Source organism: Roseateles sp. Mitsp63 (assembly GCF_059491535.1).
In genome coordinates this window covers 1,688,974-1,714,010 of the sequence record NZ_CP168509.1, presented here as the reverse complement: position 1 = coordinate 1,714,010, position 25,037 = coordinate 1,688,974, and the positions used below count along the sequence as shown (strand labels likewise).

The 25,037-nt window shown below is 68.1% G+C and carries 22 protein-coding genes; 4 read left to right on the top strand and 18 right to left on the bottom strand.

The annotated features are described in order from the left end of the window. Positions 1–86: 86 nt before the first annotated feature. The 3 genes from ACEN96_RS07490 to ACEN96_RS07480 form a co-directional block, all read right to left on the bottom strand. Positions 87–1,145 carry an FHA domain-containing protein gene (locus ACEN96_RS07490; RefSeq protein WP_495587409.1) on the bottom strand — a complete coding sequence of 353 codons (1,059 nt, stop codon included), beginning with the start codon at positions 1,143–1,145 and terminating at the stop codon, positions 87–89. Then, on the bottom strand, positions 1,127–2,551 hold the full coding sequence (locus tag ACEN96_RS07485; RefSeq protein WP_495587408.1) for a S1 family peptidase: 1,425 nt from the start codon (positions 2,549–2,551) through the stop codon (positions 1,127–1,129). Before ACEN96_RS07485 ends, ACEN96_RS07490 begins: the two co-directional genes overlap by 19 nt. A 128-nt stretch (positions 2,552–2,679) precedes the next feature. Further along, entirely contained in the window at positions 2,680–4,218 is a 1,539-nt protein-coding gene (locus ACEN96_RS07480) for a cyanophycinase (protein WP_495588570.1), read from the bottom strand. A gap of 272 nt (positions 4,219–4,490) precedes the next feature. Here ACEN96_RS07480 and ACEN96_RS07475 point away from each other — a divergent pair, with 272 nt between their 5' ends. Continuing rightward, positions 4,491–7,289: a TonB-dependent receptor gene (locus ACEN96_RS07475; protein WP_495587407.1), complete on the top strand. Its 2,799-nt coding sequence runs from the start codon at positions 4,491–4,493 to the stop codon at positions 7,287–7,289. A gap of 3 nt (positions 7,290–7,292) precedes the next feature. Here the strand turns inward: ACEN96_RS07475 and pyrC are convergent, their stop codons facing one another. The 8 genes from pyrC to ACEN96_RS07435 all read right to left on the bottom strand — a co-directional run bounded on the left by pyrC (position 7,293) and on the right by ACEN96_RS07435 (position 15,302). Beyond that, positions 7,293–8,327: a dihydroorotase gene (gene pyrC, locus ACEN96_RS07470; RefSeq protein ID WP_495587406.1), complete on the bottom strand. Its 1,035-nt coding sequence runs from the start codon at positions 8,325–8,327 to the stop codon at positions 7,293–7,295. Positions 8,328–8,349: 22 nt separating this feature from the next. Continuing rightward, positions 8,350–8,775, bottom strand: coding sequence for a CCDC90 family protein (locus ACEN96_RS07465; protein WP_495587405.1), 426 nt, complete (start codon positions 8,773–8,775; stop codon positions 8,350–8,352). Between the two features lie 376 nt (positions 8,776–9,151). Further along, the gene (locus ACEN96_RS07460) at positions 9,152–9,886 is read right to left on the bottom strand and encodes an amino acid ABC transporter ATP-binding protein (RefSeq protein ID WP_495587404.1); all 735 of its coding nucleotides are present in this window, start codon (positions 9,884–9,886) and stop codon (positions 9,152–9,154) included. 13 nt (positions 9,887–9,899) lie between these two features. After that, positions 9,900–10,562 carry an amino acid ABC transporter permease gene (locus ACEN96_RS07455; RefSeq protein WP_495588569.1) on the bottom strand — a complete coding sequence of 221 codons (663 nt, stop codon included), beginning with the start codon at positions 10,560–10,562 and terminating at the stop codon, positions 9,900–9,902. 4 nt (positions 10,563–10,566) lie between these two features. Next, positions 10,567–11,304, bottom strand: coding sequence for an amino acid ABC transporter permease (locus tag ACEN96_RS07450; protein WP_495587403.1), 738 nt, complete (start codon positions 11,302–11,304; stop codon positions 10,567–10,569). A gap of 145 nt (positions 11,305–11,449) precedes the next feature. Further along, positions 11,450–12,343: an amino acid ABC transporter substrate-binding protein gene (locus tag ACEN96_RS07445; protein ID WP_495587402.1), complete on the bottom strand. Its 894-nt coding sequence runs from the start codon at positions 12,341–12,343 to the stop codon at positions 11,450–11,452. Between the two features lie 176 nt (positions 12,344–12,519). Continuing rightward, positions 12,520–13,449, bottom strand: coding sequence for a LysR substrate-binding domain-containing protein (locus tag ACEN96_RS07440; protein WP_495587401.1), 930 nt, complete (start codon positions 13,447–13,449; stop codon positions 12,520–12,522). 11 nt (positions 13,450–13,460) lie between these two features. Then, complete coding sequence (locus ACEN96_RS07435) at positions 13,461–15,302, bottom strand: ABCB family ABC transporter ATP-binding protein/permease (RefSeq protein WP_495587400.1); 1,842 nt, start codon at positions 15,300–15,302, stop codon at positions 13,461–13,463. An 82-nt stretch (positions 15,303–15,384) separates the two neighbouring features. On the opposite strand from ACEN96_RS07435, the gene ACEN96_RS07430 reads away from it, so the two are divergent. Together ACEN96_RS07430 and ACEN96_RS07425 are read left to right on the top strand one after the other, a co-directional pair. Beyond that, the gene (locus tag ACEN96_RS07430; RefSeq protein WP_495587399.1) at positions 15,385–15,831 is read left to right on the top strand and encodes an acyl-CoA thioesterase; all 447 of its coding nucleotides are present in this window, start codon (positions 15,385–15,387) and stop codon (positions 15,829–15,831) included. A 134-nt stretch (positions 15,832–15,965) separates the two neighbouring features. Continuing rightward, positions 15,966–17,306 carry a dicarboxylate/amino acid:cation symporter gene (locus ACEN96_RS07425; RefSeq protein WP_495587398.1) on the top strand — a complete coding sequence of 447 codons (1,341 nt, stop codon included), beginning with the start codon at positions 15,966–15,968 and terminating at the stop codon, positions 17,304–17,306. 64 nt (positions 17,307–17,370) lie between these two features. Here ACEN96_RS07425 and ACEN96_RS07420 read toward each other — a convergent pair whose 3' ends face one another. Both ACEN96_RS07420 and ACEN96_RS07415 read right to left on the bottom strand, forming a co-directional pair. Next, positions 17,371–18,078 (bottom strand): hypothetical protein, encoded by a 708-nt coding sequence (locus ACEN96_RS07420; protein WP_495587397.1) that lies wholly within the window; start codon positions 18,076–18,078, stop codon positions 17,371–17,373. Next, positions 18,075–18,245, bottom strand: coding sequence for a hypothetical protein (locus tag ACEN96_RS07415; RefSeq protein WP_495587396.1), 171 nt, complete (start codon positions 18,243–18,245; stop codon positions 18,075–18,077). Before ACEN96_RS07415 ends, ACEN96_RS07420 begins: the two co-directional genes overlap by 4 nt. Before the next feature lie 391 nt (positions 18,246–18,636). On the opposite strand from ACEN96_RS07415, the gene ACEN96_RS07410 reads away from it, so the two are divergent. Further along, the gene (locus ACEN96_RS07410) at positions 18,637–18,951 is read left to right on the top strand and encodes a hypothetical protein (protein WP_495587395.1); all 315 of its coding nucleotides are present in this window, start codon (positions 18,637–18,639) and stop codon (positions 18,949–18,951) included. A gap of 66 nt (positions 18,952–19,017) precedes the next feature. On the opposite strand, the gene ACEN96_RS07405 is transcribed toward ACEN96_RS07410, so the two are convergent. The 5 genes from ACEN96_RS07405 to ACEN96_RS07385 all read right to left on the bottom strand — a co-directional run bounded on the left by ACEN96_RS07405 (position 19,018) and on the right by ACEN96_RS07385 (position 25,019). Beyond that, positions 19,018–19,779, bottom strand: coding sequence for an enoyl-CoA hydratase (locus ACEN96_RS07405; protein WP_495587394.1), 762 nt, complete (start codon positions 19,777–19,779; stop codon positions 19,018–19,020). A gap of 49 nt (positions 19,780–19,828) precedes the next feature. Beyond that, positions 19,829–20,680 (bottom strand): alpha/beta hydrolase family protein, encoded by an 852-nt coding sequence (locus ACEN96_RS07400; protein ID WP_495587393.1) that lies wholly within the window; start codon positions 20,678–20,680, stop codon positions 19,829–19,831. Between the two features lie 191 nt (positions 20,681–20,871). After that, a complete protein-coding gene (locus ACEN96_RS07395; protein WP_495587392.1) occupies positions 20,872–22,086 on the bottom strand; it encodes an acetyl-CoA C-acyltransferase in 1,215 nt (404 codons plus the stop codon). Between the two features lie 25 nt (positions 22,087–22,111). Next, positions 22,112–24,508, bottom strand: a complete 2,397-nt coding sequence (locus ACEN96_RS07390) for a 3-hydroxyacyl-CoA dehydrogenase/enoyl-CoA hydratase family protein (protein ID WP_495587391.1) — start codon at positions 24,506–24,508, stop codon at positions 22,112–22,114. 55 nt (positions 24,509–24,563) lie between these two features. Then, on the bottom strand, positions 24,564–25,019 hold the full coding sequence (locus ACEN96_RS07385) for a DUF2147 domain-containing protein (RefSeq protein ID WP_495587390.1): 456 nt from the start codon (positions 25,017–25,019) through the stop codon (positions 24,564–24,566). Positions 25,020–25,037: the final 18 nt, after the last annotated feature.

The following is a 25,037-nucleotide window of genomic DNA, read 5'->3' as shown; positions in this document are numbered from 1 at the left end:
CCCTCTCCCCCCTCGCGGGGGGCGAGGGAGTTCTTGCGCGAGGCAAGTGCGGGCAGGTCTGGCCGGCCAGTGCCTAGCCGCGCTCCTTACTCGTCGTTGTCGCCGCTGCCGCCGGCCTGGTCGTTGCGCTTCTGCGCCTGCTTGAGCAGCGGCGCCTCCAGCGCCTGCATGCCGCCGATGAAGTCATCGACCGGCTTGGGCGTGGCGATCCGCAGCGCCGGCGGCGGCAGCGTCGCCATGTAGTTCGGCCCCAGCCAGTACTGCTGCTCCGTCCGGCGTCCCACCGTCAGCACCAGGCCGACGACGCACATCGCGCCGATGCCCACCGCCAGCCCCCGCGACGCGCGCGGCCACACCACCGTCGCGTGCCACCACAGCAGCAGCGCGGCGCCCACCGACATGACCAGCGTCTCCAGCGCCAGCAGTCTGGGCACGTTGAACATGTAGGCCAGCACCGGCACCAGCACCTCCAGCGCCTGCATCGCCACGATGGCGATCAGCACCCGCCACAGGTGCGCGCCGAACGCGAACCAGTGCCGGAACACCTGCGTCACCAGCGCCCACAGCGCCGACCAGATCAGCGCGATGCCCACCGGCGCCAGCAGCGCGCTGACGATGTCCACCCAGGTCGCCGAGCCATCGTTGGTGGCCCAGTTCGTGATCCACAGCATCAACGCCCACGCCGCCAGCAGCGCCGGAAGCGCCCAGGACGGACGCGCGTCGCGCCTGACCGGCTCATCGGCGCGGTTCATCGGCTTCTCGGCCGGCAGCGCGTCGAGCGAGGTCCGCAGCCGCAGCCGCGTGGTGCCGATCTGCAGCAGCGCCGACGACGGCCAGGCCGCGCGGCTGCCCGCCACCAGCCTAGCGCCGTCCAGCCATCCGCCGTTGTGGCTGGGCAGCAGCTCCAGCACCGGGCCGCCCGCGGCGGGCGAGGCCTGCGCGTCCAGCGCCTCGTCGCTGCGCTCGGCGGCGGGTTCGCCGCGGTCCCAGTGCAGCAGCGCATGCGCGCCGGCCAGGTGGGGATCGGACAGCACCAGGTCGCAATCCGGCGAACGGCCGATGCGCAGCGGCCACGCGCGCACCTTGTGGGTCTCCCGGCAATGACCGTCCCGGTCGACGATCTCGATTACCGCGGCGTGGTCCATGCGAATCCTTGCAGGTAATGACGCGTCAGCCGGGTCGCGTTCGCGAAGCTGACGCCGCGGGCCTCGAAGCGGCCCAGGGCGCCCTCGGTGGGGGCGTCCACGTTGGTGACCAGCACCGTCAGGTCGAACAGGCCGTCCAGCTTGCGGTAGGCCCGCAGGCAGGCCACCGCGCGCAGCGGCGGGCCGTCCTTCTGCTGGACGAAATCCTCCTTGCAGTACGGCGCCGTGCGGTCGCGGTCCGGCGCGCCCAGGCGCTCGTTGCGGAAACTCGCCGAGTAGATGTTGGCGAAGCGCATCGCCCCGAGCTTGCTGCCGTCGTAGACCTCCTCGGTCACGCCCAGGTAGCCGGTCTGCAGGCTCTCGTTGATGAACAGCGCATGCTCCATCCGGCATTGCGTGCGCTGCATCTGCAGGCCCTGCGCGTCGGCGGAGGTGCCGCTGCCCCAGCAGCGCATGTACTGCTCCTGCGGGATCGGGAAGCGGTAGCGCGGATGCGTCAGCGTGCGCCAGGGCTGCGCCAGGAAGTTCTTCGACAGCTCGTCCTGGTAGGCCATCAGCTGCTCGCGCAGCTTCGGCCAGGCGGCGCCCTTCATCGGCGCGGCGCCGCGGCTGCGCGCGAGCAGCGCGGCCGCGTGCTCCGCCGGGACCAGGAAGCTCATCTGCTGCGCGAAGATCATCGTCGACACGTTGATGCCGACGATCTCGCCATCCTCGTCGAGCACCGGCCCGCCGCTCATGCCCGGATTGATCGAGCCGGAGTAGTAGATCAGCGGATCGAAGCTGCGCTCGACCAGGCCGTTGTAGGTGCCCTCGACGACCGCGAAGGCCACGTCGTGCGGGTTGCCCATCGAGTAGATGCGCTCGCCCTTGGCCAGCGGCTGGCTGCCCTTGCGGAACGCCAGCGGCGTGGCGGTCATGCGCGCGACCACGCCCTTGGGATCGGCCTTCGCGTCGCCCGCCTTGGCCACGATGCGCAGCAGCGCGAGGTCGCGCCGGGCGTCGAAGTCCAGCAGCTGGATGTCGCCGCCGTCGCCCTCGGGCGTCTGGTACTGCAGGCGGTAGCGCTCGGGCTCGAGCGCATGCTGGCTGACGACGTGGTAGTTGGTGATGACGTGACCCTCGGCGCTGACGACGAAGCCCGAGCCCACCGAGGCCTGGCTGCCGTTGTACAGCGTGCGGATCTGCAGCAGCTGCGCGCGGCTGCGGTCGTAGAGGCGGCGGGCGCTGGCCGAGACCGGCGCGGGCGGCTGCGCCTGGCTGGCCGCGGACGCGGGCATGCCCGGCGGGGCAACGGGCGCCAGCGGCGCCGGCGGGGACTGCGCCGCGACGGGTAGTCCCAGCGCCGCCAGCAGCAGCAGGACCGCCCCGGCGGCGGCACGCCCAGGGGTGAGAAGTTTTCGCGACAACGCAGGAGACTCCAGGAAAGAGCGAACGCCGCATGCTAGCGGCTTTGCGGGGGCCGCCAGCAAGCCTCGTGCCGGACGGCCCCGCCGGTCCGGCGGGCGGCGCCGCCCGCGCGGCCGGGCCCGTGCGTCTACGGCTGCTGCGGGCGTTCGCCCGCCGGCGGTTCCTCGGCCGGCGCGGACTGCGCGGGACGGCGGTCGCCGGACCAGGGCGCGAACAGCGGCAGCGGCATGCGCACCGGCGTGACATCGAGGTAGAGGTTGACCACGGTGTAGTCCTCGGGCCCCAGTTCGTCGGTGCTCCAGCCGATGCTGCCGGGCCCCTTGTAGAGCCGGAACAGGAAGCCCAGGTCGGCCAGCGTGTCGCCGGCCTTGGGCGCGGCCTCGAAGCTCAGGCCGCGGAACTCGGGCTGCACGCTGTCGATCAGGATCGACATCGCCGTCGAGATCGTCGAGTCGCCCAGCATGTCCGTGTAGAACTGCGGCAGCGTGTAGTAGGGCTTGTAGTCCGGCGCGCCGGGCTCCAGCTTCTGGCCGCGCAGCTTCAGCGCCGACGGCGTCACGCCGCGCGTGCGCAGGTTCATGCGGTCGCCGTGATCGAGGTAGGTGAGCTTCGCGTTCTTCAGGTTGAAGACGCCGAGCGCGCGATCCGAGCTCGCCTCGCTGAGGTCGACCAGCAGCGCGCCCTTGTGGCCGAGGATCTCGACCTCGTCGCCGCGGATCACGGCGGCGGAGTTCTCGTCCACGCCCAAGCCCAGCTTGTAGCCCTTGGCCAGCATCAGCGGCACCATGCGGCCGAAGCGGCCGCGCTTGAGGAAATGCTGGTCGACGAACAGTCCCGGCCCGACGAAGCCCAGGCCGCGGTCGATCTGCTTGCCCTCCTCCCACTGGCCCTTGAGGATGCTGATGACGCTGGGCGCGTCGCGGAACATCACCGTGCTCATGATCGCGGCCCCCGCCGAGGTGCCGGCGACGACGCCGCCCTTGCGGTAGACATCCCAGATGGCATCGAGCATCGGCGTCGAGTGGCCGCCGGGGAAGAGCACGTCGACGATGCGCTCCTGCGAGCCGCCGGTGAAGAAGATGCCCTTGGCATTGCGCACCTTGGCGATCAGCGCGGCATCGCGCACCACCTTGTTCAGGTCGACCCACGAGAACTTGGGCGCCACCGGCAGCGCCTCGGCCACCGCGCCGCGGCGCTGCAGCTGCTCGACGATCTGCTTGGCGCTGGCCTCGGGGTCCTCGGCGGCGGTGCCGAACACGACGAAGCGCGCGCCGCGTCCGCCGGCCAGCGCCACGAGGCGGTTCCACACCTCGTCGTTGTCCGCCTTGAGCGCGCCGCCGATGGCCATCGCGTGGCCTTTTATGGGGACATCGCCCGGCGCGGCCTCCGCCGCGGGGGCAGGCGTTGCCGCGCTCGAGGACGCCGCCGGCGCCGGGGCGGCCGCGGATGGCGCCACCTTCGCCGCGCCCGTGACCGGCTTTGCAGCCTTGCCCGGCGAAGCGGCCAGCGCGGGCCCGGATGCGGCGGCGAACAGGACAGCCAACAGGCCAGCCCACACGACGGCCCACAGGCCGGCGCACAGCGCCGCCGGCAGCGCCCTGAACAGCGCGGCGAACACCGGCGAACGCGCGCCGGCAACGGATCTGGCAGAACAGCAATCGGTCATCGTCAAGGCCTCAGGCCGCGGACCGGCGGCATCGGGTAACCAGTGGAACTCACCCCGCAAGGGGGAGGCGGGTCGGACGAAGGGGGGATGGCGGAAGGGAAAGATAGCGTCGCGTCCAGACCCCTGGGTGACCATTGGTCACATCGCAGTTGCATCGTCGCGACTGCCCCGGGTCAGCACCGCTTGTTCATGACAGCCCGCTCCCTAGACTGATCCCACTGAGCCACACCGCCGCATCGGCGCCGGCAAGACCGGCCAACAGGGAGCCCGCCATGACCGTCCGTCCTTCGATCGATCCGCTTGGACCGTCCCTCGCGCCGAGGCTCGGCGCGATCGCGGCGCTGATCGCCGCCTGCGGCGCGGCGCAGGCCCAGGTCGCGCCGCCGGAACCGGCCGCGTCGGCGCCGGCGCAGCGCCTGCAGCGCGTCGAGGTGACCGGCTCCGCGATCAAGCGCATCGCCGCCGAAGGCGCCCTGCCCGTCCAGGTGCTCAACCGCAACGACATCGTCAAGGCCGGCGTCACCACCGCGGCCGAACTGATGGCGACGGTCTCGTCGATGAGCAACGCGCTGACCGACGGCGTCAGCATCGGCACCGGCGGCTTCCGCGACCAGATGGGTTTCAACTCCGCGAACCTGCGCGGGCTGGGCACCTCGTCGACGCTGGTGCTGCTCAACGGCCGGCGCATGGCCAACTTCGCCTCGCCCGGCGACGACAACGGCGTCGACCTGAACAACATCCCGGCCGCGGCCATCGAGCGCGTCGAGGTGCTGCTCGACGGCGCGTCCGCGATCTACGGCACCGACGCCATCGGCGGCGTCGTCAACTTCATCACCCGCAAGGACTACCAGGGCGTGCAGCTCGACGTCTACGCGGGCAAGGCCGGCGAGGGTGGCGCGGGCAAGCGCACCGCATCGATCGCGGCCGGCCATGGCGACCTGGCGCGCGACGGCTTCAACGTGCTGGGCGTGCTGGACATCCAGAAGACCGGCGCGCTGCGGACCTCGCAGCGCGACTTCATCTCCGACCTGCGCATCCCGGAGCGGCTACCGCACCTGCTGTCGTCGGCGAGCTTCCCCGGCAACATCCGGCTCTCGCGCGACCAGCGCGACTACCTGATCGACCAGGGCTTCTCCATCGGCGGCCGGCCGATCAGCACCCGCACCATCAACCTCAGCGCGCCGGACTGCCAGCCGCCGCACTCGCTCTACCTGCCGGCCGGCATCGGCGGCGTCGACGGCTGCACCTACGACTACATGCGCGACCTGGAGCTCTATCCGAAGACGGACAAGGGCAGCTTCCTGGGCCGCGGCGTGCTCAAGCTCGGCGAGCGCCACGAGGCCTTCGTCGAGGCCGCCTACACGCGCAGCAAGAGCTGGTATGTCGGCACCAGCAACCGCATCGACGCCGACCTGGACGTGTCGCTGATCCCGCAGCTGGCCGCGACCGGCCTGGGCGACGCGCTGCCGGACGACCGCCTCATCACCGTCCGCACCCGCATGCTCGAGGCCGGCCCGCGCGCCAGCGAGCTGGTCAGCACCGGCAGCCGCGTGGTCGTGGGCATGACCGGCACGATCGGCAGCTGGGACTACGACTGGGGCTTCAACCACAGCGTCAATCGGGTGTCCGATCGCGATGTGCGCGGCTACCTGCCCGAGGACGCGACGATGGCCGCCTACGCCGACGGGCGGCTCAACCCCTTCGGCCCGTCGAGCGCGGAAGGCCTGGCCTTCCTGCGCGACAACAACATCAACCAGGAAGTGCGCCGCGCCCGCGGCACGATGGACAGCCTGGACGCGAAGGTGACGCGCAGCCTGATGGCGCTTGGCGGCGGCGATCTGGCGCTGGCGCTCGGCGCGGAACTGCGGCGCGAGAAGTCCACCTCGGCGGCCAGCGACCTGCTGATCTCGGACAACATCCTGGGCGATTCGTCGCCGGGCGACGCGCAGTTCACCGACAACTCGCGCAAGATCTGGGCCGCCTATGGCGAGCTGCTGGCGCCGATCACCAAGGAATGGGAGCTGCAGTTCGCGCTGCGCCACGACCACTACCAGAAGATCGGCGCGACCACGAATCCCAAGATCGGCCTGCGCTACGCGCCGATGGACCGGCTGACCTTCCGCGCCTCGGCCGGCACCGGCTTCCGCGCGCCGTCGATGAATGACCTCTACCGCTCGGTCAAGGTCAGCGAGACCGCCACCCTGCCCGACCCCGTCTGCATGCGCGAGAACGCCAACGACCTGGGTTTCTGCGCCAACAACTGGGACACGCGGACGTACTCGAATCCCAACCTGAAGCCGGAGAAGTCGCGCCAGTTCTCGATCGGGATGCTGGCGGATCCGACGCCGCAATGGAGCGTCGGGCTCGACTACTGGCACATCGAGAAGCGTGACCTGATCAGCACGCTGGGCGACGACGTGATCCTCGCCAACCTCGACAAGTACGAGCCGCTGGTCCATCGCTACAACGAGAACGAGGGCATGCCGGGCTGCGATTACGACCCGACGGACTCCAGCATCTGCTACATCGAGCTGCGCAAGGAGAACCGCGGCCGGCAGAAGGCCTCGGGGCTGGACCTGACGCTGGAGTACCGCTCGCCGGCGGCCGGCTGGGGGCGCCTGGGCGTGAAGCTGGTGGGGACCTGGACGCTGAGCTCCAAGAAGCAGACCGGCGATGGCGATCCCTACATCAGCAACCTCGGCCGCTTCGTCACCGACGGCGTGGTGCAGCGCTGGCGGCACCGGCTCAACATCGACTGGTCGCGCGGCCCGTGGAGCGTGAACCTCGCGAACACCTTCTACAGCGGCTACGACGACCAGAACTCGGCGATCGACACCAACACCGGGCTCATCGTCGGCAAGAACAAGGTCAAGGCGTACTCGCTCTGGGACCTGTCGGGCGGCTGGGACGCCACCGCCGCGCTCACCCTCCGGGCGGGGGTGAAGAACCTGTTCAACACGGCGCCGCCGTTCTCGAACCAGGCCTACTTCTTCATCTCGGGCTACGACCCGAGCTACACCGACCCGCGCGGACGGTTCTTCTACCTGTCCGCGCAGTACCGGTTCAAGTGAGCCTCAGTCCAGCTTCCAGCGCATCACTTCGCCGCCGCGCAGCGGCTTGAGCTGCGCGGCCTCGCCGAAGGGGACGGCCTCGGGGAGCGTCCACTCGGTCTTGCGCAGCGTGACCTGCGTGGCGTTGCGCGGCAGGCCGTAGAAGTCGGCGCCGTGGAAACTGGCGAAGGCCTCGAGCTTGTCGAGCGCGCCGGCGGCCTCGAAGGCCTCGGCGTAGAGCTCGATCGCGGACAGCGCGGTGAAGCAGCCGGCCCCGCAGACCGAGTTCTCCTTCATCACCGACGCATGCGGGGCGCTGTCGGTGCCGAGGAAGAACTTCGGGCTGCCCGAGGTCGCCGCCTGGACCAGCGCGAGGCGATGCTCCTCGCGCTTGAGCACCGGCAGGCAGTAATAGTGCGGACGCAGCCCGCCCATGAAGATCGCGTTGCGGTTGTAGAGCAGATGCTGCGGCGTCACCGTCGCGCCGGTGAAGCGGCCGGCCTCGGTGACGTACTGCGCGGCTTCCTTGGTCGTGATGTGCTCGAACACGACCTTCAGCTCGGGGAAGTCCTTGCGCAGCGGGGTCATCACGCGGTCGATGAAGAAGGCCTCGCGATCGAAGACGTCGACGTCGCCATCGGTGACCTCGCCGTGCACCAGCAGCAGCAGGCCGGCTTTCTGCATGGCCTCGAGCGTGGCGTAGGTCTTGCGGATGTCGGTGACGCCGGCATCGCTGTTGGTCGTGGCGCCGGCCGGGTACAGCTTCAGCGCGACGACGCCCGCGGCCTTGGCCGCGGCGATCTCCTCGGGGCGGGTGCGGTCGGTCAGGTAGAGCGTCATCAGCGGCTCGAAATCCACGCCGGCCGGCACGGCGGCGAGGATGCGCTGGCGATAGGCCTGGGCCTGCTCGGCCGTCGTGACCGGCGGCTTCAGGTTCGGCATCGCGATCGCGCGCGCGAACTGGCGCGCGGTGTACGGGACGACGCTCTGCAGCGCGGCACCGTCGCGCAGGTGCACGTGCCAGTCGTCGGGACGGGTCAGGACAAGGGTTTCGCTCATGGGGCGGGATTGTCGCACCGGGTCACCCATGCGCTGGCGTCTGAGGCCCGCTCGCCGCGGGCTCGGGTGCCGATGGCATGGGGTGTGCCGCCGGTGAGGCGCTTCGGGGCGGCGGCGGAAAGCGATAGGCCGCGATCATGCTTGGCATTTGAGGGAGTAACGCCATCAATGCCACCGCGGCACCCACGAGCCACTGCGTCGAACTCAGAGAGTTCTTCAGGCCCTCGACCGTGTCCTTGATGCCATGGATCTCCCCTTTGAGACCATCGATCTGGCCCCTGATGCCGGTGATCTCACCTTTGATGCCGGTGATCTCCCCGTCGACCTTGCCAAAGCGCTCCAGCATGTCTCCACGAAGGCCGGCAAAGTCTGATCGCAGCATCGAGAAGTCCGCGCGCACCAACTGCAACAGCGCATCGTTCTTTGCATCGTGCTCGATGCGTGTCACGCAGTCTTCCCGGTGGCGGCCCGCCGATCGGCGAGGACGCTGCTTCGTCCAACCCTTTGCCTTTTGCCAAGTCGCCATGAGCGCAACCTCCACGCTGCTCGAAAGTCGACGCACGGCCTGACCCTGCGGGCGGATTCCCGCACGGAGGACCTCGTGCCTTGTGCGACTCGCCGCACAAGGCCGAATCGCGATGACACCGATTGTTCGCAGCGGCCCATCGGCCGTCACTGACCTCGACCAGGAGTCTTTTGGCCATCGATGCCGTGGACGAGTGACAACCGCGCGGGAACTCGTGGACCGCCCCGGAATGGAAAAGGCCCGCTCCTCGCGGAGCGGGCCCTCGGCCTCGCGGCGGGACGCCCAAGGGCGTCCGCGATCAGTGCTGCAGGATCTTCGCCAGGAAGTCCTTGGCGCGCGGCGAGCGCTCCTCGGGCTTGCCGAAGAAGTCATCCTTGGCGCAGTCCTCGATGATCTTGCCCGCGTCCATGAAGATCACGCGGTTGCTGACCTTCTTGGCGAAACCCATCTCGTGCGTCACGCACATCATGGTCATGCCCTCGTTGGCCAGCTGGACCATCACGTCCAGCACCTCGCCGACCATCTCCGGGTCCAGCGCCGAAGTCGGCTCGTCGAACAGCATCACGATCGGGTCCATCGACAGCGCCCGCGCGATCGCCACGCGCTGCTGCTGGCCGCCCGAGAGCTGGCCCGGGAACTTGTCCTTGTGCGCCATCAGGCCCACGCGTTCCAGCATCTTCAGGCCGCGGGTCTTGGCGTCGGCCATGTTGCGGCCCAGCACCTTGACCTGCGCCAGCGTCAGGTTCTCCGTCACCGACAGGTGCGGGAACAGCTCGAAATGCTGGAACACCATGCCCACGCGCGAGCGCAGCTTGGGCAGGTTGGTCTTGGGATCGGTCAGCGAGGTGCCGTCCACGACGATGTCGCCCGCCTGGATCGGCTCCAGCGCGTTGACCGTCTTGATCAGCGTCGACTTGCCCGAGCCCGACGGCCCGCACACCACCACGACCTCGCCCTTCTGGATGGTCGTGCTGCAGTCGGTCAGGACCTGGAAGGGGCCGTACCACTTGGAAACGTTCTTGATGTCGATCATGGCTTGCAACCCCTCAGCGAATGATGGCGATCTTCTTCTGCAGCCGGCGCACCAGCATGGACAGCGAGAAGCAGATGACGAAGTAGATGGCGGCCGCGACCAGGTAGGTCTCCATCGGCCGGTTGAAGTTCTTGCCCGCGACCTCGAAGCCCTTGAGCAGGTCGTAGGCGCCGATCGCGTAGACCAGCGAGGTGTCCTGGAACAGCACGATGGTCTGCGTCAGCAGCACCGGCAGCATGTTGCGGAAGGCTTGCGGCAGCACCACCAGGCCCATGGTCTGGCGGTAGCTCATGCCCAGCGCCTGGCCCGCGAAGACCTGGCCCTTGGACACCGACTGGATGCCCGCGCGCATGATCTCCGAGTAGTAGGTCGCCTCGAACAGCGTGAAGGTGATCAGCGCCGTCTTCTCCGCGCCCAGCGGGCCCATCACGTAGGGGATCAGCAGGAAGAACCACAGGATCACCATCACCAGCGGGATCGAGCGCAGCGTGTCGACGTAGATCGCCGCCGGCCGCTCCAGCCACCACTTGCCCGACAGGCGCATCAGCGCCAGCACCGTGCCCAGCACGATGCCGCCGAGCATCGCCGAGACCGTCAGCTGGATCGAGAACCACAGGCCCTTGGCCACGAAGGCCGAGAGCACGTCCCAGGTCAGGAACGAGAAATCGAGCTGCATCATGTCACTTGGCCCCCAGGATGCCGGGCACGCGCACCCAGATCTCGATCAGCTTGGCGACGCGGTTGATCGCGTACGCCGAGATGAAATACAGCAGCGTCACCGGCAGGAAGATCTGCACGAAGCTGGACTGCTCCGACGCCTGCTGCGCGAACTGCGCCAGGTCCGGGATGCTCACCGCGAAGGCCACCGCCGAGTTCTTGACGATGTTCATGCTCTCGCTGGTCAGCGGCGGGATGACGATGCGGAAGGCCATCGGCAGCAGCACGTGCCGGTAGGTCTGCGGCAGCGTCAGGCCCAGCGCCTGGCCCGCGTAGCGCTGGCCCTTGGGCAGCGTCAGGATGCCGGCCTTGACCTGCTCGGCGATCCGCGCCGAAGTGAACAGGCCGATGGCGATCACCACCAGCACCGCCGGCGGCACGCCGCCCAGCACCGGGAACAGGCGCGGGATCACGTGGTACCAGAGGAAGAGCTGGACGATCAGCGGGATGTTGCGGAAGAACTCCGTCCAGGCCTCGCCGAACATCGCCACGCGCCGGTCCGGCACGGTCCGCAGCACGCCGATCAGCGAGCCGGCGACCAGCGCCACCAGCAGGCCCAGCACCGAGACGGTCATCGTCCAGCCCCAGGCGTGGACCATCGCGTCCAGGTAAGTCTCATAACCGGGGGCGCCGAAACACTTCGGCGCGACCTCCTCGGTCACCATGTCTGTGCAGTACAGCTGCCAATCCCAACTCGCCATGGCGGGCTCCATCCATCAATGCAAAGGGCCGCCTCACGTGCAGCGGCCCCGGTGCGCGATGCCTCCGCGAATGGAGGCTTCGCGCGATCAAGCGGCGCTTGCGACAAGGCGCCCCGCGGGGCGCCTTGCGCTCAGGTCCTCGCGATCACTTCTTCGCGTATTCCTCGACCGGCTTGTCGTTCGGATGCGCCCAGGCGTTCTTGGTCGCTTCCGTGGCCGGCAGGCCCACCTTCGTGTTGGTCGGCGGGATCGGCTGCATGAACCACTTGTCGTACAGCTTGGCGGTGTCGCCGGACTTCATCATCTTGATGATGCTGTCGTCCACCGCCTTCTTGAAGGCCGGATCGTCCTTGCGGATCATGATCGCGATCGGCTCGACCGACAGCACTTCGCCAACGATCTTGAAGTCCGACGGGTTGCGCGACTTGGCGATGTTGCCGGCCAGGATCTGGCCGTCCATCACGAAGGCGTCGGCGCGGCCCGACTCCAGCAGCAGGAAGCTGTCGGCGTGGTCCTTGCCCAGCACTTCCTTGAAGTCCACGCCGTTGGCGCGCTCATGCTTGCGCAGCAGCTGCACGGAGGTCGTGCCGGTGGTCGTCGCCACGGTCTTGCCGTTGAGCTGCGCGATCGAGGTGATGCCCGAATTGGCCTTCACGGCGATGCGCACTTCCTCGACGTAGGTCGTGACGGCGAAAGCCACGTCCTTGGCGCGGGTCATGTTGTTGGTGGTGGAGCCGCACTCGATGTCCACGGTGCCGTTCTGCACCAGCGGCACGCGGTTCTGCGAGGTCACCGGCAGGTACTTGATGTCCAGCTTGGCCAGGCCCAGCTGCTTCTGCACGTCGGCCAGCACGCGCTGGCAGATCTCGACGTGGTAACCCACGTACTTGCCGTCGCCGAGCGTGTACGACAGCGCGCCCGAGGACTCGCGCACGCCCATGGTCACGCTGCCTGTGTCCTTGATCTTCTTCAGCGTGTCGGCCTGGGCCACGCCCACCAACGCCGCGCCAAGGGCCAGGACTAGCAATGCCTTCTTCATAGTTGCTCCTGCTTGTTCGGATTCAAAAGCGGATACGGAAACGGGATCGGCACGGCATTCCAACGGAGTTCGAACACCAAGCCCTCCAGCCCGGCGAAGCAGACCATGAGCGGCCACTTCGCTGGGTAGGGAGTATCACGCATCTCGACATGTCACGTGGCTTACATATGCAGGTTTCATGCCTGCCCACCGCCCGCGTCGGTGAGGAAGTTCCACAGCGCCTGCGCGACGGGCTTGACCCGCCTGGCCGAACCCTGGCGCTCGCGATACATCCGCAGTTCCATGTTCAGTTCGTACTGGCCGGGCTCGGCGGCCCGCACCAGGCGGCGCGCCTTGACTTCCTTCTTCACCGAGCTGGCCGGCAGGAAGGCCAGGCCATGGCCCTCGATCGCCATGGCCTTGAGGCTCTCCGCCATGTCGGTCTCGAAGACCGATTCGAGGTTCAGCGGCTGCGCCGCGTCCTTGACGATCAGTTCCACCAACCGTCCGAGGTAGGCGCCCGAGGCGTAACTGAGGAAGGGGATCTTCTGGCCCGGGTGTCCGGAAATCCGGAACATCGGCCCGCCGCCTGTGTCGGCTTTCGCATAGGCGGCCAGCGTTTCGTGGCCGAGCGAGACCGATTCGTAGCGTTCCGGGTCGAGCTGCAGCGGCTGGCTGGGGTGGTGGTAGACGACCAGCAGGTCGCAGTTGCCTTCGCTGAGCTGCAGCGTCGCGTCGTGGACGTTGAGCGCGTTGAGCCGGCACTTCACCTCGCCGAAGCGCTGGCGCAGCTCCATCAGCCAGTGCGGGAAGAAGCTGAAGGACAGCGAGTGCGGCACGGCGAACTCGATCATGTCCTGCCCCGCCGACTGGTGGCTGCGCAGCATGTTGCGCGTGGCCTGCAGGTTGCCCAGCAGGTCGACGGCCTGGCCCAGCAGCGTCTCGCCGGCGGCGGTCAGTCGCGTCGGATAGGACGAGCGGTCGACCAGATCGACCCCGGCCCAGGCCTCCAGCGCCTGGATGCGGCGCGAGAACGCCGGCTGCGTGACGTGCCGCAATTGAGCCGAGCGGGAGAAGCTGCGCGTCTCCGCCAGGCTCACGAAGTCTTCAAGCCATTTGGTTTCCACGGCGCGGGAGTTTAGCCCTCCCGCCCATCCTGCTGCAGCGCCCACATCTGCGCGTACCGGCCGCGCAACGCGAGCAGCGCCGCATGCGTGCCGCGCTCGACGATGAGGCCCTGCTCCATCACCAGGATCTCGTGCGCGTCGACGATGGTGGACAGCCGGTGCGCGATGACCAGCACGGTCTTGTCCTGCGCCGCGGCCTCGAGCTCGGCCTGGATGGCGCGCTCGTTGCGCGAGTCCAGCGCGGACGTGGCCTCGTCGAAGATCAGGATCGGCGGGTTCTTCAGCAGCGTGCGCGCGATCGCCACGCGCTGCTTCTCGCCGCCGGACAGCTTCAGGCCGCGCTCGCCGACCGTGGTCTGGTAACCCTGCGGCAGGGCGCTGATGAAGTCGTGGATGTGGGCGGATCTCGCGGCGGCCTCGATCTCCTCGATCGAGGCCTCGGGCCGGCCATAGGCGATGTTGTAGGCGATGGTGTCGTTGAACAGCACCGTGTCCTGCGGGACGATGCCGATGGCGCGGCGCACGCTGTGCTGGGTGACCCCGGCCAGCGGCTGGCCGTCGATCTCGATGCGGCCGGACTGCGCGTCGTAGAAGCGGTAGAGCAGCCGCGCCAGCGTGCTCTTGCCCGAGCCGCTCGGCCCGACCACGGCGACCTTCTTCCCGGCCGGGATCTCCAGGCTCACGCCCTTGAGGATGGGCCGCTGCGGCTCGTAGGCGAAGTGCACGTCGTGAAAGCGCACCGCGCCGCCGTGCACGCGCAGCGGCTGGGCGCCGGGCGCGTCGGCGATCTCGCGCTCGCGCGCGAGCAGGCTGAACATCTTGTCCAGGTCGGTGAGGCTCTGCTTGATCTCGCGGTAGATCACGCCGAGGAAGTTCAGCGGGATGTAGAGCTGGATCATGAAGGCGTTGATCATGACCAGGTCGCCCAGGCTCATGCGGCCGGCGACCACGCCCTGCGTCGCGCGCCACAGCATGCCCACCAGCGCGCTGGCGATGATCAGCTGCTGGCCGGCGTTGAGCAGCGACAGCGTGGTCTGCGCCTTGAGCTGCGCGCGGCGCAGGCGCTCCAGGCTCTGGTCGTAGCGGGCGGCCTCGAAGTCCTCGTTGTTGAAGTACTTCACCGTCTCGTAGTTCAGCAGCGAGTCGATCGCCTTGCTGTGCGCGTGCGAGTCCAGCTCGTTGAGCTGGCGGCGGAACTTGGTGCGCCACTCGGTGACCACGATCGTGAAGCCGATGTAGAAGACCAGCGCCGCGCCGGTGATCCACGCGAACAGCACGTCGAACTTGACCGCCAGCAGGCTCAGCACCAGCGCGACTTCGACCAGCGTCGGGAAGATGCTGTACAGCGAGTACGAGATCAGCGCATGCACGGCGCGCGTGCCGCGCTCGATGTCGCGGGTCATGCCGCCGGTCTGGCGCTCGAGGTGGAAGCGCAGGCTGAGGTCGTGCAGGTGGCGGAAGACCTGCAGCGAGATGCTGCGCGAGGCGCCCTCGGTGGCCTTGGCGAAGATGAGCTCGCGGGCCTCGGTGAACAGCGAGGTGCACAGCCGCAGCATCCCGTACGCGAGCAGCAGCCCGGCCGGCACGGCCATCAGCGCCTGCGGGCTGCCGGCCGGCAGGTCGAGGCTGTCGACCAGCCGCTTGAGCAGCAGCGGCACGCCGACGTTGGCCAGCTTGGCGCCCACCATGAAGGCGAGCGCGATGCCCACGCGCCAGCGGTAGCGCCAGAAGTAGGGCAGCAGCCGGGCGATGGTGTGCCAGTCGCCGCGCGGCGGCGCACTGGCGGCGTCACCGGCGGAGGCCGGGACGGCGGGCGGAGGCGCGGCGGTGCCGGCGAGCGTGGAGCGGCGCATGGAGCGTGGTCGAAAAGGGGGATGTCGCGAGGTCCGGCGCGTGCTGGACGACAATGGTGGACATTGTCACCGTTTGCCGATCATGAGCGACTCCACCTCCCCCAATGCCCCCGCCGCCGCGACCGTGCCCTCGCTGCTGTCGCCAGAGACCATCGGCCCGCGCGAGCTGGTGATGCGCGTGATGCCGATGCCGGCCGATGCGAACGGCAATGGCGACATCTTCGGCGGCTGGATCATGGCGCAGGTCGACCTGGCGGGCTCGGTGCTGCCGGCGCGCATCTCGCGCGGCCGCATCGCGACGGTCGCGGTCAACGAGTTCGTCTTCAAGCAGCCGGTGTCGGTGGGCGACCTGCTGAGCTTCTATGCACAGGTCACGCGCATCGGGCGCACCTCGATCACGGTGCACGTCGAGGTCTTCGCCGAGCGCAACCCGGCCAATCCGCATGTGGTCAAGGTGACGGAGGCCAATCTGACCTATGTCGCGATCGATCGCGAGGGCAAATCGCGGGTCTTCGGCCAACAGCCTTGATGAGGGGTTTGATCACTCGGGTTTGTACGTAGATTCCGCAGACACCGCATTTTTTCGGGTGGGATACTGCCCGGCCTGGGCGCGCAGCCATGCCGAGACGGCCCCTGCGCCCCGCCGCAACCGGAGCCGAATCCATGCTGTCCCCTTCCGCCTCCGCCACGCCGGCCTTGCCCGTGCCGTGGTATCGCCACCTGTATCTGCAAGTCGTCATCGCGATCGTGATCGGCATCCTGCTGGGTCACTTCGAGCCGAAGTTCGCCGTGACGCTGCAGCCGCTGGGCGATGCCTTCATCAAGCTGGTGAAGATGATCATCGCGCCGGTGATCTTCCTGACCATCGTGACCGGCATCGCGAGCATGACGCAGCTGAGCCGCGTAGGCCGGGTGTTCGGCAAGGCGATGGCGTACTTCCTGTTCTTCTCGACGCTGGCGCTGATCGTGGGCCTGGTGGTGGCGAACGTGGTGCAGCCGGGCCACGGCATGAACGTCAACGTCGCGGACCTGGACCAGAAGGAGGTCCACCGCTATGTGGAGAAGACGCATGACCTGACCCTGGTCGGCTTCCTGATGGAGATCATCCCGAAGTCGCTGGTGGGCGCGCTGGCGGACGGCAACATCCTGCAGACGCTGTTCGTGGCGGTGCTGTTCGGTGTCGCGCTGGCGCTGGTGGGCGAGCGCGGCAAGCCGGTGCTGACCTTCTTCGAGGCGCTGACCGCGCCGGTGTTCCGGATGGTGCACATCCTGATGAAGGCGGCGCCGATCGGCGCGCTGGGCGCGATGGCGTTCACGATCGGCAAGTACGGACTGGCCTCGCTGCTCAATCTGGGCATGCTGGTGGGCAGCTTCTATGTCACCTCGCTGCTGTTCGTGCTGGTGATCCTGGGGATCGTGGCGCGGCTGTGCGGGTTCTCGGTCATCAAGCTGATCCGCTACCTGAAGGCGGAGCTGCTGCTGGTGCTGGGCACCTCGTCGTCGGAGTCGGCGCTGCCGTCGCTGATGGAGAAGATGGAGAAGGCCGGCTGCGAGAAGACGGTGGTAGGCCTGGTGGTGCCGACGGGCTACTCGTTCAACCTGGACGGGACCAACATCTACATGACGCTGGCGGCGCTGTTCATCGCGCAGGCGACGAACACCGAGCTGACGCTGAGCCACCAGATCACGCTGTTGCTGGTGGCGATGCTGAGCTCCAAGGGCGCGGCGGGCGTGACCGGGGCGGGCTTCATCACGCTGGCGGCGACGCTGTCGGTGGTGCCCGAGGTGCCGGTGGCGGGCATGGCGCTGATCCTGGGCGTGGACCGTTTCATGTCGGAGTGCCGGTCGCTGACGAACTTCGTCGGCAACGCGGTGGCGACGATCGTCGTGTCGAAGTGGGAGCGGGCGCTGGACCACGAGGCGCTGGACCTGGCGCTGTCGGGGAAGACGGTCGATCCGGACGACCTGCCGGTGCGCATGGCCAGCCCGGCCGAGACCGCCTGAGCGGCCTCGCCGAATGAGTGACAACGGGTCCCGCGGGACCCGTTGTTGTTTCTCTCGTCGATGTTCATGGCTGCCCCCTCACGCGAGGCTTCTGCAAGCGCCGGGATAGCCTCGCCTCTTCCATGAGCCGATCAGCCTTTGCAAGTTCTCCCTCATCCAGCAGTACGGACCCGAGGGCCGGAGGCAGGAACCAGCCCATCACGCATCGCGGATCACGAAGCGCGAGCTGCAGGTGCGTGCCTGTGCGGAACTCCGACGTGTCCGTCACCGGACGCCCTTGGTAGAAAGCAGCCCGCACGGCCTGGAAGGCGGGCTGCCCCTGCTTCTCGCGAATCAGATGCCCCATGTTGAACACGGCGCAGTCCAACCGTCGAAGCATTACGGTCTCGTCATCCAAGGCGGCAGCTTCATTCATGGGCATGGGTCGATTCCGCGCGGCCTGCGCGCTCCGCAAATCCCCCAACGCATTGAGATAGCTTCGACGTCCCTCCAATGTCGTCATGTCCCACCAATGAGAAATGCACAGGACTGCGCCGACCACAGAGGGGTTCGCAACGGGCTTGGCGGAGAGATGCCTGAAGGGCTGCGCACTCGCGGACTTCGCAAAGCTCAGTGCCCGTTCTGCATCCCCCTCGAAGAAGTAGACGCCGCCGCCCAACCAGTCGTAGCGATTGGCTGAGGGCGCCAGTTGTCGGAGAGCTCCTCGGACGAGCCGATCCCTGATGGAGACATCACAGCCGTGATAGGCGAGTACGAGCTGTCCATCGCTCATTGGTACTCCGGCGTGAGATTGCCGAACTCGTCGATGATGCCCGCCCGCTGGGCGAGCAGGATCGCGGTCGGGACGTCGTCGAGGCGCCGGATCACGTTCTCGTAGACCTGCGGCAGTCCCAGCGTGCCGAGCTTGTGGGCGAACTCGCATGGATCCGGCAACCTCATCGCCATCCTGGCCGACTTCTCAGGTCGCCTGCATCCCGCGCGGCGACCGCCCTTCTTTGCATTCCGCTTCTTGCTCATCTGGACTCGCTCCAATCAACAGGGGAGTCCTCATGATTGCGAGGCACGGAGCTCAGGCCAATGGCACGTTGCCGTGCAGAAACGCTCGGCGCTGCCTTGAGCAAGTCGTCTGGATCACGCGAATGAGCGTTTCCCCTCGACAACGTCCGCCGCGTCGGACGCCTTCCATCACTTCAAGTCGGTCGCCCCACTGGAACCTTGGTGCGCAGGCGGCAGGAACACTGGTTCCAGTCGTTGTCGCGGGACGCCCCGGGATGAACACTGCATCGCACAGGCACTGTCGCCTGCGCCCTGCAACCATTCAGGAGTCCCCATGCTCGAGCTTGAACCCCACGAACTGGACCTGGTCCACGGTGGCGACCATTGGTGTTTCGAACGGATCTCGGAAGACGGCATGACCACCGCCGCGCGCAGCTACTCGTATGGCGAGCACGGCTTCTGGGGGGCATCCTCCCCGTCCTGCACGAGCACCACCGAACTGCAGTTCCGCACCGTGACGACCACGACGACCGCGCCCGCCAGCTGCAGCCTCACGGCGAGCTTTCCCTTCATCGCGTGCACCGTGACGCCCTCCCGGACCACGACGCACACCGCCACCACCACCCGGACGACCCTGTGCAGCCATTGACAGCAGGCCTCCCGGCCGGGCGGCGCGATTGGTGCGATTGGCGCGACCGCCCCGCCGCGATGGCGATCAGAACTTCGAGAAGTCCGGCTGGCGCTTCTGGAAGAAGGCCTGGAAGGCTTCCATCGCCTCGGGGCTGCGCAGACGCGCGCCGAAGATCTCGGCCTCGGCCTGGATGGTCTCCAGCAGTTGCTCCTTCGTCGCGCGGCGCATCAGCTGCTTGCTCTCGCGCACGGCGCTCGGCGGCAGCTTGTTGAAGCGCTCGGCGACGCGGCGCGCGTGCGCGACCACCTCGCCGGCGGGCAGCACCGCGTTCGCGACGCCGCATTCCACCGCCTGTTCGCCGGTGAACGGGTCGCCCAGCAGGATCTTCTCGGCCGCGCGGCGCGGGCCCATCAGCTTGGGCACCAGCAGGCTGGAACCGAATTCGGGCACCAGGCCCAGGCTGACGAAGGGCATCGCCAGGCGCGCGTCATCGGCCACGTAGACGAAGTCGCAATGCAGCAGCAGCGTCGTGCCGATGCCGATCGCCGCGCCGTTCACCGCGGCCACGATCGGCTTGTCGCAGCCGATCATCGCGCGCATGAACTGGAACACCGGTGCGTTCTCGTCCCGCGGCGGGCTGCCCATGAAGTCCTCGATGTCGTTGCCCGACGTGAAGATCTGCGGCTGCCCCTGGATCAGCACCGAGCGGACGCTGTTCTCGGCGTTGGCCGCGACCAGCGCGTCGGCCATCTCCTGGTACATCGCGCGGGTCAGCGCGTTCTTCTTCTCGGGGCGTGCGATCTCGATGGTCTGCACGCCGTTCACGATGGCGGTCTTGATGCTCATGGAGCACTCTCCTCGGTAGGGCCGTTGATGCCGTTTGGAATGGCCGCGATCATGCCAGCCACGCGCTCACCTGCGGCCACAGGCTGCGCTCGAATCGATCGCGGAAGAAGCCGAAATGGCCGATGCGGCGCTCGCCGATGTCCTTCGGGGCGATGCGCCGCAGCTCCGGCCGCGCGCCGGCGTAGAAGCCGTGCAGCGACTCGGTGTTGCGGCGGGACATGAACTCGTCGTCGGTGAAGGCCAGCGACAGCATGGGAACGTGGAGCGCCGCGTACTGGGCGCGCAGCGCGTCGCCGCCCTCGCCCATCATGTACTCGCGGTCCAGGCACCAGCGCCGCCACTGCGCCATCACGCCGCGAGGAAGATCGCCGACCTTGCGCAGCTTGCGGCCAGGGAAGTAGCCGAAGAGGGGGAGCGCGAGCGGGACGATCACGTACCAGAGCCACCAGACATAGCGGCGCAGGCCGATCGAGTTCTCGCGCCAGTAGCCGCTGCCGCAGCCCACCGTCACGGCGCGGGAAACGCGCGAGCGGTTGGGGAGCAGGCCCAGGATCTGACCGCCCAGGCTGTGGCCGAGCCAGTGGATCTCGCGATCGTCGGCAAGGAGGCGGGCGAGGTGGTTCAGCGCCGCGGCGGCGTCGCGCTCGGCCCAGGTGCGGATGTCGGCATCAAGGCCGCGCAGGGAACGCTTCATCGACTCGGGACGGGAGGCTCCCATGCCGCGGTAGTCGAAGCTCAGCACCAGCCAGCCCTGCGATGCCATCCAGCGCGCGAAGGCGGCGTAGTAGCGCTGCTCCACGCCCATCGCGGGGGCGATCAGCAAGCCCGCCCTGGCAGTCGCCGGATCTCCGTAGAGATGACCCTGGAGCTCGAATCCGTCGTCGGCTCGGAAACTGATCATCGCAATCTCCCAGGATTGGCATGCGAGAGGGCTTCAGTACTGCCGCCGCTATCAACTCCCTCGCCCCCACGGGGGGAGAGGGTGGGGGAGAGGGGGCGTTTCGAAGGGCAGCAGCGCTGGGCAAGAGCCCCCTCTCCCCTCCCTCTCCCCCTCGCGGGGGCGAGGGGGTAACACAGCGCCCGCGGCAGCGCTTACAGGCGCTCGATGATGCCCGCGGCGCCTTGCCCCGCGCCGACGCACATCGTGACCATGCCGTACTTCGCGCCGGTGCGGCGCAGGCCGTGGATCACCGACGCCGCGCGGATCGCGCCGGTCGCGCCCAGCGGGTGGCCCAGGGCGATCGCGCCGCCGTTGGGGTTCACCTTGGTGCGGTCCAGCACGATGCCCTTCGCGTCCAGGTCATTCAGCACCGCCAGCGACTGCGCCGCGAACGCCTCGTTCAGCTCCACCCAGCCCAGGTCCTCGGCCTTGATGCCGGCCAGCTTCAGCGCGGCCGGGATCGCCTCGATCGGGCCGATGCCCATGATCTCCGGCGGCACGCCGCGCACCGCGAAGGACACGAAGCGCGCCAGCGGCGTCAGGCCGAAGCGCTTGACCGCCGCTTCCGACGCCACGATCAGCGCGCCCGCGCCGTCCGAGGTCTGCGAGCTGTTGCCCGCCGTCACGCTGCCCTTGGCGGCGAACACCGGCTTCAACTTGGCCAGGCCCTCCATCGACGTGTCCTTGCGCGGACCTTCGTCGATGTCGACCATGCGGGTCTTGACGATCACGCCATCGCCATTCAGGTCCGGCTGACGGTCCTTGAGCTCGAACGGCGTGATCTCGTCCTTGAAGAAGCCGCCCTCGATCGCGGCCAGCGCGCGGCGATGCGATTCGAGCGCGAACTCGTCCTGCGCCTGGCGGCTCACTTTCCACTTGTCGGCGACCTTCTCGGCCGTCAGGCCCATGCCGTAGGCCAGGCCGATGTTCTCGTCGCGCTCGAAGATCGCCGGCGGGAACGACGGCTTGTTGCCGCCCATCGGCACCATCGACATCGACTCCACGCCGCCCGCGATCATCACTTCGGATTCACCGACGCGGATGCGGTCCGCCGCCATCGCCAGCGCCGTGATGCCCGACGCGCAGTAGCGGTTCACCGTCACGCCGCCGACCGTGTTCGGCAGGCCCGACAGCACCGCCGCCACGCGGGCGATGTTCATGCCCTGCTCCCCTTCCGGGAAGGAGCAGCCGATGATCGCGTCCTCGATGACCGACGGGTCCAGACCCGGCACCTGGGCCATCGCGGCCTGGATCACGCGGGACAGCATCTCGTCCGGACGGGTGTTCTTGAAGTAGCCCCGGCCCGACTTGCCGATCGGCAGACGGGTGGCGGCGCAGATGTAGGCGTCTTGAACTTGCTTGCTCATGATTGATTCCTTCTAGGCCGCTGGATCAGTTGCGAACGGGCTTGCCGGTCTGCAGCATGCCCATGATCCGCTCCTGGGTCTTCGGGTGCTCCAGCAGCGAGCAGAAGTGCTTGCGCTCCAGCGACATCAGGTATTCCTCGGTCACCAGCGAGCCGGCTTCGACTTCGCCGCCGCAGACCACGTCCGCGATCAGCGAGGCCAGGTGGAAGTCGTGCGCGCTGATGAAGCCGCCGTCACGCATGTTGGCCAGCGAGGACTTCACCGTGGCGATGCCCGAGCGGCCCGCCACCGGGAACTTGGCACGCAGCGGGGCGCGGTAGCCGGAGTCCGCCATCGCCTTGGCCTGCGCCGTGGCGACGAACAGCAGCTCGTCCTTGTTGGGGACGATCACGTCGCTGTCCAGCAGGTAGCCCAGCTTCTGCGCTTCCAGCGCGGAAGTCGCCACCTTGGCCATCGCGGCGTTGGTGAAGCCGTCCTTCAGGAACGCGAAGATGTCCGCGTTGGCGTTGCCGGCCGACGCCATCTCCGCCGCGCGACGCGCGATGTAGGTCAGGCCGCCGCCGCCCGGGATCAGGCCGACGCCCACTTCCACCAGGCCCACGTACGACTCCATGTGCGCGACGCGGCGGGCGCAATGCACCGCCAGCTCGCAGCCGCCGCCCAGCGCCAGGCCGCGCATCGCGGCCACGACCGGCACGCTGGCGTAGCGCACGCGCAGCATCATGTCCTGCAGCTTCTTCTCTTCCGGCGCGATGCCCTTGGCGCCCTTGGCCATGAAGACCGGCATCAGCGCTTCCAGGTTGGCGCCGGCGGAGAACACGTCGTCCGGCGACCAGATGACCAGGCCCTTGTACTTGGCCTCGGCGATCTCGACCGCCTTGAGCAGGCCCTCGGTGACCGTCGGGCTGATCAGGTGCAGCTTGCAGTGGATCGAGGCGATCAGCACCTCGCCGTCCAGCGACCAGACGCGGACCTCGTCGTTCTTGAACTCCTCGGTGCCCGCCTTCAGCGGCTCGACCGCGCCCTCGCCGACCAGCGACTCGGGGAAGGCCTGGCGCTCATAGACCGGCAGCTTGGCACGCGGCTTGAACCTGCCTTCCTTGGCGCTCCACGAGCCGTCCTTCGAGTGCACGCCGCCGTTCTCGGCGACCGGGCCTTCGAAGACCCAGGCGGGCAGCGGCGCGCTGGACAGCGTCTTGCCGGCGTCGATGTCGGCCTTGACCCACTCGGCGACCTGCTTCCAGCCGGCGGCCTGCCACAGCTCGAACGGGCCCTGCTGCGAGCCGAAGCCCCAGCGCATCGCGAAGTCGATCTCGCGCGCGGTGTCGGCGACGGTGTCCAGGTGCACGGCCACGTACTGGAACGAATCGCGCAGGATGGACCACAGGAACTGCGCCTGCGGGTTGCTCGATTCCTTCAGCAGCTTGATGCGGTCGGCGGCCGGCTTCTTCAGCATGCGCGCGACGATCTCGTCGGCCTTGCCGCCGCCGGCGACGTACTCACCGGTGGCGAAGTCCAGGCGCTGGATGTCCTTGCCGACCTTCTTGTAGAAGCCCGCGCCAGCCTTCTGGCCCAGCGCGCCCTTCTCGATCAGGCCCGCCAGCACCTTGGGCGTGGCGTAGGTCGAGTAGAAGGGGTCGTCCTTCAGGTTGTCCTGCATCGTCTTGACGACGTGCGCCATCGTGTCCAGGCCCACCACGTCCGCGGTGCGGAAGGTGCCCGACGAGGCGCGGCCCAGCTTCTTGCCGGTCAGGTCGTCGACCACGTCCACGGACAGGCCGAACTTCTCGGCCTCGATCATCGTGGCCATCATGCCGGCGATGCCGACGCGGTTGGCGACGAAGTTGGGCGTGTCGTTGGCGCGCACGACGCCCTTGCCCACGGCGGAGGTCACGAAGCTCTCGAGCTGGTCGATGACCTCGGGGTTGGTGGTCGGCGTGTTGATCAGCTCGACCAGGTACATGTACCGCGGCGGATTGAAGAAGTGGATGCCGCAGAAGCGCGGCTTGATGGACTCCGGCAGCACTTCCGACAGCTTGGTGATCGACAGGCCCGAGGTGTTGGACGCGACGATCGCATGCGGCGCGACGAAGGGCGCGATCTTCGTGTACAGGTCCAGCTTCCAGTCCATGCGCTCGGCGATGGCCTCGATGATCAGGTCGCAGTCCTTGAGCAGTTCCAGGTGCTCCTCGTAGTTGGCCTGCTGGATCAGCGCGGCGTTCTCCGGCACGCCCAGCGGCGCCGGCTTGAGCTTCTTCAGGCCGTCGACGGCCTTGGTGACGATGCCGTTCTTCGGGCCTTCCTTGGCGGGCAGGTCGAACAGCACGACCGGCACCTTCACATTGACCAGATGGGCCGCGATCTGCGCGCCCATCACGCCGGCGCCGAGCACGGCGACCTTGCGAACTTGGAATCGACTCATGGTTTCTCCAATGAACATCTCGTGGATGTGGGGGATGTGTCTTCAGGGGCCGCGCTTACTCGACGCGGATCCAGGTCTGTGTACGGCCCAGCAGTGGCATGCCGATGAAACCGCGCACCTCCAGCTTCTTGCCGCCGTCCACCGGGCGCAGGCGCACGCGGTAGACCTTGCCGTTGGACGGATCGAGGATGTCGCCGCCGTCCCACAGATCGGCGTCGTCGCCGTTCTTCTTGACGTTGCGAAGGATGGTCAGGCCGAGGATGGGCTGGCCCTTGCGCTCGTCGGCGCACTCGTCGCACCTGGCCGTCTGCTTGGCCGGGTCGGTGATCTTCTCGATCCGGCCCACGAGCACGCCGCCCACCTCGCTGATGCGGACGGTGGAGCGCTCCTGCCGGGTCTCGTCGTCGATCGTCTTCCAGACCCCGACCGGGCTGGTGGCGGTCTGGGCCAGCGCGAGGTTGGCGGACAGCCCCAGGCCCAGGGCGACGGCGGTGGCGAACAGCGGTTTCATCGTTTGTCTCTCTCCGGT